The organism is Hymenobacter agri, assembly GCF_054778495.1.
This window is the reverse complement of sequence record NZ_BAAGZM010000254.1, coordinates 1-5,792: the sequence shown is the minus strand read 5'-3', so window position 1 is coordinate 5,792 and position 5,792 is coordinate 1. Positions and strand designations below refer to the sequence as shown.

8 protein-coding genes and 1 pseudogene are annotated in these 5,792 nt (G+C 61.8%); 4 read left to right on the top strand and 5 right to left on the bottom strand.

Features of this window, described 5'->3' with window-relative positions:
• Positions 1-677, bottom strand: a 677-nt coding sequence (locus ACYVDE_RS13045; protein WP_460501980.1) for a glycosyltransferase, incomplete at its 3' end; no start/stop codon positions are given.
• Between the two features lie 142 nt (positions 678-819).
• Between ACYVDE_RS13045 and ACYVDE_RS13040 the strand changes: the two genes are divergently transcribed.
• Positions 820-1,395: a DinB family protein gene (locus tag ACYVDE_RS13040; protein WP_460501979.1), complete on the top strand. Its 576-nt coding sequence runs from the start codon at positions 820-822 to the stop codon at positions 1,393-1,395.
• A gap of 55 nt (positions 1,396-1,450) precedes the next feature.
• On the opposite strand, the gene ACYVDE_RS13035 is transcribed toward ACYVDE_RS13040, so the two are convergent.
• Complete coding sequence (locus ACYVDE_RS13035; RefSeq protein ID WP_460501978.1) at positions 1,451-1,879, bottom strand: acyl-CoA thioesterase; 429 nt, start codon at positions 1,877-1,879, stop codon at positions 1,451-1,453.
• 85 nt (positions 1,880-1,964) lie between these two features.
• The gene (locus ACYVDE_RS13030) at positions 1,965-2,699 is read right to left on the bottom strand and encodes a class I SAM-dependent methyltransferase (protein WP_460501977.1); all 735 of its coding nucleotides are present in this window, start codon (positions 2,697-2,699) and stop codon (positions 1,965-1,967) included.
• 161 nt (positions 2,700-2,860) lie between these two features.
• Here ACYVDE_RS13030 and ACYVDE_RS13025 point away from each other — a divergent pair, with 161 nt between their 5' ends.
• Positions 2,861-3,034, top strand: a complete 174-nt coding sequence (locus tag ACYVDE_RS13025; RefSeq protein ID WP_460501976.1) for a DUF2256 domain-containing protein — start codon at positions 2,861-2,863, stop codon at positions 3,032-3,034.
• An 80-nt stretch (positions 3,035-3,114) separates the two neighbouring features.
• Positions 3,115-3,423 carry a hypothetical protein gene (locus ACYVDE_RS13020; RefSeq protein ID WP_460501975.1) on the top strand — a complete coding sequence of 103 codons (309 nt, stop codon included), beginning with the start codon at positions 3,115-3,117 and terminating at the stop codon, positions 3,421-3,423.
• Between the two features lie 98 nt (positions 3,424-3,521).
• On the opposite strand, the gene ACYVDE_RS13015 is transcribed toward ACYVDE_RS13020, so the two are convergent.
• Complete coding sequence (locus tag ACYVDE_RS13015; protein ID WP_460501974.1) at positions 3,522-4,340, bottom strand: molybdopterin-dependent oxidoreductase; 819 nt, start codon at positions 4,338-4,340, stop codon at positions 3,522-3,524.
• A gap of 11 nt (positions 4,341-4,351) precedes the next feature.
• Positions 4,352-5,080 carry a cytochrome b/b6 domain-containing protein gene (locus ACYVDE_RS13010; RefSeq protein ID WP_460501973.1) on the bottom strand — a complete coding sequence of 243 codons (729 nt, stop codon included), beginning with the start codon at positions 5,078-5,080 and terminating at the stop codon, positions 4,352-4,354.
• A 336-nt stretch (positions 5,081-5,416) separates the two neighbouring features.
• Here ACYVDE_RS13010 and ACYVDE_RS13005 point away from each other — a divergent pair.
• Positions 5,417-5,792 (top strand): annotated as a pseudogene (locus tag ACYVDE_RS13005) (catalase/peroxidase HPI); the annotation flags it as partial.

Genomic DNA, 5,792 nt, shown 5'->3' with positions numbered 1-5,792 from the left:
GGGCCGAGGCGGCAGTCGGCATCGGTGCACACCAGCCAGGGCGCCCGGGCGGCCTGCTGGGCGGCGAGCAGGGCAGCTTTTTTACCCGTAGCATCAGCGGGCAATGCTATAAGGCGCAGTGCAAACCCGACTTCTTCAGCAGCGGCTGCGACGATGGCCGCTGTACCATCGGTGGAGTGGTCGTCGGCGATGAGTACTTCGAACTGCGCGGCGGGCAGGGTTTGGGCGGCAAGGTCGCGCAGGAGTTGGGGCAGGTTTTCGGCCTCGTTGCGGGCGGCAATGAGGATGGAAAAGGTCAACGCTTCGCTTAATGAAGAATTAGGAATGAAGAATGAGGACTTTGCAGACGACTCCAATTCTTCATTCTTCATTCCTAATTCTTCATTAAGCGAAGCATCAATCCCACCGCGCAGCCATCCCATCAGCCCTGCGTACAGGGCCGGCAGCACCAGCAGCGGCCCCAGGTAACCGCGTAGCGGCTCATCGAACGCCAGCAGCGAGAAACCCCCGGCCGGCGTGAATTTCAGCGAGAGCTCCCAGTATTCGGCGGCGTCGAAGCGGAACTGGCCGGGGCCGTAGCCACTCTGGGGCAGGTAGACGGCGTAGAGGGCCAGCGTAACCAGCACGCGCCAGCGCCACGACCACGGCTCACGGAGCAAGGAATAAGATTGGGGCATATACGGCGTAAAACTAGGCACCCGGCCGGGTTGGCACGGTCTCGGCTGCGGGCCCGCCAACCCCGGCCGGCCGGCTCCCGAATTGTTGCCGTACCTTTTGCACCCCACCCGGCTATTCGCCGATTATCTGCTTTTCCTCCGCATGAACCACCGCCTGCACCTCAAATTCGAACAGCTCGAACGGGCCACCGAACAGTTATTAGCCTCGGCCGAAGCGCTGGGGGAAGATAAAACCAAGGCCCCGGCGCCGGGCAAATGGTCGGCGGCTCAGGTGGTGCATCACCTGCTGTTCGTGGAAAGCAACATTGTGCAGTACATCCAGAAAAAAATGCAGTCGGAAGAGCTGCTGCCGAAAGTCAGCTTTTTTACCCGGCTGCGGGTGCAGTTTGTGCGCCTGATGCTGCGCCTGCCTGGCCTCAAATTCAAAGCGCCGCGCGGCGTGGCTACCCTCACCGACGCCGGCGACCTGCCCACCCTGCCCGAGATGCGTAAAAGCTGGGAGGCCCTGCGCCGGCAGCTCGAGCGCCTGCTCAACGAGTTTCCGAGCCGGCAGCAGAACCGGGCCATTTTTCCGCATCCCCGCTCGGGCCGCATCACCATCTTCCAGGTCATGGAGCACTTGGTCGACCATCTGCTGCACCACCAGCAACAGTTGGGGCGCATCACTAAAACCCTTCGCCCCGGCCCGGCCGCCCGCAGGGCCGACGCCCAGCCCTAAAAGCAAACGCCCCGAAACAGCATTTCGGGGCGTTTGCTTTTAGGGCTGGGCCGGACTACTTCACTGGGGCCTCGTAGGGCGGCAGGGCGCGAAAGCTGTCGGCCAGCTCGGCGGGCGGGGTGGTGAGCTTGCGCTTGTCGAGGTCGAGCCAAGCACCGTCGACGGCGACGTTGGCGGCCACCCGGCCATCGGCTTTGTAGATGGTGTGCATGATGCTCCAGCGGGTGCCGTCGTCGTTCACGCTGCGCAGGCGGCTATCGACGCGGATTTCCTCGCCGATATGCACCTCTTTCAGAAACACGGTTTCTTCGCGGAACAGGATGGGGCCGAGGCGCAGCTTGGCAAATTCCTTGATGTCGTAGCCCCATTCGGCCAGCAACACGAGGCGCTGGTCGGCGGCGTAGTCGGCGTAGGCGGAGTGGCGCATATGGCCGTTGGGGTCCATATCGGCCCAGCGGGTGCGGTAAGTGGTGGCGTTGGTCACAGTTGTTAGTTTCTGGTTGGTTGTTTTTGATTTCTGGTTGCCCGTGGTTCCAACCGGAAACCAGAAACGAGCAACCAGAAACCTTTTACCCCATGGGCATCAGGCGCACGAGGTATTGGTCGTTGTCGTCTTCGCTGAGAAACTCGGCGGTGTAGCCGGCCGTTTCGGCCGCGTCGTTCAGCAGGGCGGCATCCACGAACAGCCAGGGGAACGGCTCGCCCGACTTGCCCTGGTAGCTGAGCGTGTACTCCACCTCGCCATAGTAAGGGCCGTTGAGGTTGATAACCAGCGCGCCATCCTCGTCTTCGTAGAGGTAGCGCACGTCCGACGACGTGGCCAGAATCTGGCCGCCGGGGGCCAGCAGCGTGCGGGCGTGGGCCAGAAATTTATCGAGGCCTTCGAGCGTGCCGGTGAGGCCCAGGCCGTTCATGAGCAGCAGAATGGTATCGTAGGGCAGCTCGGTGGCGGGCTTGGGGGCAAACAGGTCGTGACGGGCCACGTTGTGCACGCCGCGCTCGGTCATCACCTGCACGGCCCCGGCCGATACGTCGACGGCCTTCACGAAATCGAAGCCGCGGCTTTGCAGCTCCAGCGAGTGGCAGCCGGCGCCGGCCCCGAGGTCGAGCACGCGGCCCCGGCTTTCGTCGAGGGCCAGGCGCTCCAGCTCGGGCATCTGCATAATTGTGCGGAAGAAGTAGGACGCGGGTAGCGGCTCATCGTCGGCGGCCGAGCAGTGCACCGTAACGGTAGCCTTGTGCTGGCCGTGGTGGTAATCCAGCAAGGCCTGGCCCAAAATGTCGGGCGCGGAAGTTGTGGTCATAAAACGGAGTAAAAACGGGCATACCCACCAGCCGGCGCATTGGTTGCCCCTTTGCCGAAGAGTCAGCCCAAGCCGGCAGTCCCGGCGACGGGGCAAAATTACCCAAAACTTCGCGGCGGGTGCCGGCGTTTGGTATGTATCCGACTTTTCACCGTCTACTTATGCTTCCCGCTAAACTGCGCAAAGGCCAGCTACCCACCAAAATCTGCGTCACCTGCGGCCGGCCCTTCGAGTACCGCAAAAAGTGGCGCGCCAACTGGGACGAAGTGAAGTACTGCGGCGAGAAGTGCCAGCGCAACCGCCCAAGCGGCCGCCCTGAAGCGGCAGCAGCCTGAGTGGCGCGCGGCCGGGCTGCATCTTTTTGCACAGGCGGCCCGTTTTGCTGAAAAACTCATCCGCTTAGCATACCCCGCTCATGGCCTCTAACCTCGATTACCTGGACCCCGCCCTCAAACCCCTCGAAGAAAAACTAGATGCCTACCTAGAAGCGGAAAAGGCGCTAAACCGCGCGAAAGTAGCCCACCAAAACGGCGACTACACCCCGGACCTGGCCAGCCTGCAAGCCGGACTCGCCCGCCTGGAGCAGGAAATTATCGGCATGCTGCCCACCCGCGACGAGTGGCTGAAAGTAAACCTCGGCTACGGCCCCAGTCGCGTGGGCGCTTGGCACGTGCCCGCCCTCAACGGCGCCCCCGAGCGGCACGAGCTTCGGGTGATTCATTAACGCTTAAGGCTCAATGAAGGATGAGGAGTGAAGAATGAAGAATTGTCGCTCGTATAATTCTTCATTCTTCACTCCTCATCCTTCACTAAGCGAAGCATCTAATGCCCCGAGTCCCAGTCGTAGCCCATTTCGGCCCACAGGTCTTTGGGCCGAGTGTCGGCGAAACGTAGGGTGCCAATGCGCTTAAGGTGCTTGATGCCGTACTTGAGCGGAGTAACCAAGCGCAACGGGGCACCGTGTTCGGGCGTGAGGGGCTTGCCGTTCATCTCGTAGCAGAGCAGCGTTTGCGGGTGCAGCACGGTGTCTTGGTCGAGGCCCACGTAATACTCGCCATCGGGTGTGGCAAGGCCAGCGTAGGGTGCCAGGTCGGGGGGCGGGTTGCGTGGGTCGAAAGCCTGGCCGCTGCGGGTGGCCAGCGGGTACTTGGCCAGGAAATCGGACAGCCGGGCGCCGGCCCAGTGCACCACCACGCTCCAGCCCTCGATGCATTTCAGCTCGGTCACCATTTCAATTTTGGGCAGGGCCTGCACGTCGGCCAGGCTGAATTCCTGCACCTTATCGGTGCCGTAGCTCTGCACGCGCATCCGCCAGGTGGCGGGGTCCAACGCGGTTTTGAGGCCGTAGGTGCCGTTTTTGCGCGGGGTGCGGGCGCGGCTGCGGGCAAACTCCGGCGCCAGGCGCGTTTGCTTGTAGTAGGCGTGACTAAGGCGGCCGTTAGCATCGAGCACCTGGCGGAGCGGGTGCGGGATACCATCGTCTTCGGGCTGCGAAATCAGCCATTTCCAAGTGCCCAGGCCCGCCAGCCCGGCCAGCCCCAGACCGATGAACGAGCGGCGCGAACGGCGGCGGGCTTCGGCCAGCACTTCGGCTTCGGGGCGCAGGGGCTGAGGGTTTGCGGGGGGCGTTTCGTTGGTCATGTCAGGAGCAGCTATTTGGTAGAAGACAGGGAAGCATCAGCGGCGGGCAGCGAAGTGGGGCCGGCCTCGATTTTGTGCGTGGCGGGGTCAACTTCCACGATTTCAAAGCCCGCCACCATAGCCCGGAAGTTATTCCAGCCGGCGCGCACCACCTGCGCAATGTGCACCACGAAAAACAGCACGTAGCCGATGGTGAGCGCAAAGTGAATGATGCGGGCAAACTCGTAGCCGCCCAGCAGCTGCGTCAGCCAGGCAAACTGCACCGGCTTGTAAATCGCCAACCCAGACAGCACCGAGCCCACGCCCATCAGAATCACGCTGGTGTAGGCAATCTGCTGGGCACCGTTGAACTTGCGCACCGGCAGCGGCTTTTTCGACAAACCCAAATCGTGCAACACCACTTGGATGGCTTCTTTGAAGGAGTGCCGGGTAGGCAGCAGATAGCGCCATTCGCCCGAGAAGATGGTGTATAGCACGTAGAGCAGGCCGTTCAGAAAGAACACCCACATCAGTACGAAGTGCCAGCTCATGCCCTTGGCGAGCTGAAAGGGGATGTTGAACGCCTCGTAGAACGACTGCGGGAAGAACTTGAGCAGCGTGGTGTTGCCCCAGCCGAGGCGGTACACGTCGTTGGCCCAGTAAATCCAGAGCCCGCTCCAAATCATGAGGCTAAGGACTGGAAAATTGACCCAGTGAAACCAGCGAATGGCCAGCGGGTGCTTCTCGACAAGCTGCTTCATAAACCTCGGTGAAATAATTGAAAACGCCTGCAAGGTACGGCCAGCAAGTACGCTCCGAATCGGCTGACGACGCGCGCTGCTGAACCTTACAACTCATTCGCTCTGCCCCGCTAGGTGGCGCGCAACGGTGGGTTTCTTCCGAAGCCAGCTTGGCGGCTGCGGGCGGCGCCACCTACATAATTCGGGCATTTAAGCACCGCAGTGGCCAAATCCACGTAAAGCGCGACGGTGCGCCGCAGGCGTTTTCTCACGGTTAATTTTTCCTTCATCATCAAGGCGGTACGTTGCTTAACGTTACTGCTCGCCAGTTCGCAATCGATACCTGTCAAACGCCTTATGCTCAACATTCAGCACGACAAAACCGATACCACGTCCTTCAATATGCAAGGCAAATGCCCCTTCGGTGGCGACCGCATCGGCGGCGCCGAGGGCACCCCGCCGGCCCTCTCCGACTGGTACCCCAATCGCCTGCCGGTGGAGCGGCTGCACCAGAACAGCCCGCAGGCCAACCCGCTGGGCGAGGATTTCGACTATGCCGCCGCCTTCAGCAAAATTGATTTGGAGGCGTTGAAGCAGGAAATTAAAGGTTTCCTGACCACCTCGGTAGAGTGGTGGCCCTCCGACTACGGCAACTACGGCCCGCAGATGATTCGCATGGCTTGGCACTCGGCCGGCACCTACCGCATTGCCGACGGCCGCGGCGGCGCGGGCG

Bases quoted from the DNA above. Each gene is read 5' to 3' on its own strand.
- ACYVDE_RS13040 (WP_460501979.1), top strand. From the start codon at position 820: ATGAACCACCGCCTGCACCTCAAATTCGAACAGCTCGAACGGGCCACC.
- ACYVDE_RS13030 (WP_460501977.1), bottom strand. From the start codon at position 2,699: ATGACCACAACTTCCGCGCCCGACATTTTGGGCCAGGCCTTGCTGGAT.
- ACYVDE_RS13025 (WP_460501976.1), top strand. From the start codon at position 2,861: ATGCTTCCCGCTAAACTGCGCAAAGGCCAGCTACCCACCAAAATCTGC.
- ACYVDE_RS13020 (WP_460501975.1), top strand. From the start codon at position 3,115: ATGGCCTCTAACCTCGATTACCTGGACCCCGCCCTCAAACCCCTCGAA.
- ACYVDE_RS13015 (WP_460501974.1), bottom strand. From the start codon at position 4,340: ATGACCAACGAAACGCCCCCCGCAAACCCTCAGCCCCTGCGCCCCGAA.
- ACYVDE_RS13010 (WP_460501973.1), bottom strand. From the start codon at position 5,080: ATGAAGCAGCTTGTCGAGAAGCACCCGCTGGCCATTCGCTGGTTTCAC.